A 3,032-nucleotide genomic window follows, 5' to 3' on the forward strand; every position below is an offset into this window, starting at 1 on the left:
GTGGCCGCGTCGACTGGCGATGCGCCGGCCTGATCGCCGGCTGCCGCGCGTGCCGCCGCTTCCTGCTCGGCCATCGCGGGACGGTTGCGCAGGTGCAGCAGGAATTCCTGGATCAGGCGATCCCACAGCTCGATCGTCGAGCGCAGGTAGCGCTCGGACACGCCGCCCGCAACGACCACGTCCATCTCCAGCGCGAGAAACTGTCCGTGGCTCGCCAGACGCGCGAAGCGCTTGGTCCGGTTCCAGTCGGCGACGAGTTCGGTCGGCAAGTCGCCCTGCACCTGCAGCACGCACGACAGCGTGTAGTCGATGAACAGCAACGTGGCGGGCGGCGCGCCGGCGCCCTGCGGCGCGAGCGCGGCGGCCGGATTGCCGAAGCGCACCGCGAAGCCGATGCCCTGGCTGGCGCTCATCAGTTGCACCGCGCCGTTCTGTTCGGCCGCCGTCACGCGGTAGCCCGCGCGGCGCAGCACGTCGGCCAGGTGGTCGGCGCTGATCGCTTCGATCGGCGCGTCGTGTGCCGCGCGGTCGCCGCCGGCGTTCGGTTGCTTGTCTTGCATGTCTGTCTTCCCCGTATTCAACGAATCGATCGGTTCAATCCCGGCTTCGGGCCACGCGCTCACTGTGCGTTCGCCGCGGCGGCCGACGCCGACGCCGGTGCCGGCGTGGCTGCAACCGGCCGCGCGGCCGGGTCGTACTTGCCCGCATACAGCGCGTCGCCGTAGCGTTGCGCAATGTCGTCGTACTTCACGCGCGCCGACTGCGCGAACGGCTGACGCGACGAGAACAGCGTGCCGACCCCGACATGCTCGTACGCGTCGAGAATCTCGTGTCCCACGCGATACAGCTCGGCATTGTGTGCCTGGCAGGTTTTCAGTTGCGTGTCACGCGCGGCGACGTCCTTCTGCAGTTGCGTGTGCTGCGCGTCGCGGGCATGCGACACGGCGAGCAGGTCCTCATAGGACGACTTGTATTTCGCCAGCGACTTCGCGTCCTGCTCGCGGCCCGCGCGCTCCTGCGCCAGCGCACGCTTCGCGGCAGCCTCGGCGCCCGAATCGCCGCGCGCGGCGGCCAGTTGCCCCTGCATCGCCTTCAGTTGCGCGAGTGCGTCGTCGCGCTGCTTCTCGGCCGCCGCCTTGTCGTTCTGCAACTGCGCCTGGTTGTCCTGCAACTGGCGCAGCTCCTGCACGGTCGAGCGCAACTGGCTGCGCAGCTTGTCCTCGATGCTCTGCGCGTGCGCGCCGCCGGCCGCGAGCAGCAGCGTGCCGGCCACGCCGGCCGCGAACATCGTGCGAGTGATCGTGTTCATCCGCGACTCCGGTCAGAAGCGAGCATTGAGCTCGATCTGCAGCACGTCGATCGATACCGGCGGCCCGTACACTTCCTTCGAGCTCAGGTAACGGGCCGACACCCACGTATCGCGTGCGACCGCATACGCGGCGCCGAGTACGTAACCGCGCGCGTTGGTGCCGCCGAGGTGGAAGTCGGGATCGTTGAACGCGTCGAGCACGGCGTCCGGCTGCAGGTACTTGTACGCGATCGAGAAGTTCCACTGGCCCTTCTCGCGCGGCTCCGGCTCGCCGAACGTGGCCTTCGCGAGGAAGCCGTTCGGGCCGCTTCGGTAGTCGGCGCGCGTCGCGTTCACCGACGTCGAATCGTAGTTGTTGACCGGCAGCGACGATGCCGCGAATGCCTTGTTGTCGTTGTATGCGAGGTTGCGCACGTATTCGCCGTCGAGACGCAGCTTGAAGCGATCGGCCACCACCGTGTCCCACTGCGCCTTCAGGTCGAGCAGCCGGTAGTTGTAGGCCAGGCCGAACAGCTGCGGCTGCGGCGTCATGCCCGGCGCGAGGTTCGGGTTCTGCACGATGTTGCGCAGCGCGATCAGCGTGTTGCCGCCCTGCATGAATGCCGGCGCCTCGTTGTCGGTGCTGCAGCTCGTCGCGCCGGCGTAGAGCGCGCACGGCGACGACAGCGTGCCGCGCATGTTCTGGAAGTCGTAGTACGCGACCGCGCCACGCAGCCGGTTCTTCGCGTCGATTTTCCAGTCGGCGCCGAACTGTGCGCCCAACATCCACTTCGTGTCGCTGCCGGCCTTCTCGGTGCTGTTCGACGGGAAGTTCTCGCTCGTGTACTGGATCGGGAACACGCCGAGCGTGCCGAACAGCGTGACGTCCGGATTCCACGGCAGCGCATGGCGCAGGTTCGCGGCGAGCCCGTCCATCATCAGGTCGTCGGAGAACACCAGGTCCGACTTGAAGAACGGGTTGTCGAAACGGCCGGCCGTCAGGTTCAGCCACGACGTCGGCTTGTAGGCAAAGAACGCCTTGTTCAGCCAGATGTTCTTCTTCGCGAAGCCGCCGCCCGCGGTGGCCGTGGTCGACACCGGCCCGTTGTCGTTGCCGCTCGCGAGCTGGATGCCGGCGATCATCTCGTCGGACAGCGTCGCCGTCACGCCGAGCCGCGCACGGTAGCGCAGCAGGTTGTTGCGGTTTTCCCGCGTATTCTGCGTGGGGATCTGCGTGTTGTTGGTGTTCGAGTTGACGTCGAACCCGCCGCCCTGGTTGATCGCCGCGAAATTCGTCACGCCGTTCGTGTTGCCGCTGCCGTAGAAGTGATACTCGTCACGCACGCGCAGGTCGCCGTCGAGCTTGATGCGCGACACCCAGTCGGGGAACGTGTTCGGCTGCGCCCAGTTCTCGGCCTTCGCCTGCGCGATCACCTCCTGCTTCACCTGGTCGCGGATCTGGTCGCGCACGAGCTGCGGCACGTACGGCACCGCGACGTCGCCCGGCTGCGTCGGCGGATTGACCACGCCGCCCGCCACGACCGGTGCGCCCGATGCGCGGGCCGACCTCGCCTGCACGGCCTCGGTGCGCGCCTCGCTGATCAGCTCGTTCGCGTTCTGCTGCGTGAGCACGCCGCGCTTCACGAGCAGGTTGATCAGGTTGATCACCACGCTCTCGGTCGGCGCGGCTTGCCCCGACGCCGCCTGCGCCTCCAGCGACTGCCCGTGCGCGGCGGACGCGCAG

3 protein-coding genes are annotated in these 3,032 nt (G+C 67.9%); all 3 read right to left on the reverse strand.

Annotation, left to right across the window (positions count from 1 at the left end; all coding sequences use genetic code 11):
- Positions 1-560: YbjN domain-containing protein (locus tag G3N93_RS37505; RefSeq protein WP_206135284.1), on the reverse strand; the 560-nt coding region annotated here is incomplete at its 3' end.
- Positions 561-619: 59 nt separating this feature from the next.
- Complete coding sequence (locus G3N93_RS37510) at positions 620-1,309, reverse strand: hypothetical protein (RefSeq protein WP_174944202.1); 690 nt, start codon at positions 1,307-1,309, stop codon at positions 620-622.
- A gap of 12 nt (positions 1,310-1,321) precedes the next feature.
- On the reverse strand, positions 1,322-3,032 hold a 1,711-nt coding region (locus G3N93_RS37515), incomplete at its 5' end, for a putative porin (protein WP_206135285.1).

The organism is Burkholderia sp. Se-20378, from assembly GCF_017104665.1.
GTDB lineage: Bacteria > Pseudomonadota > Gammaproteobacteria > Burkholderiales > Burkholderiaceae > Burkholderia > Burkholderia lata.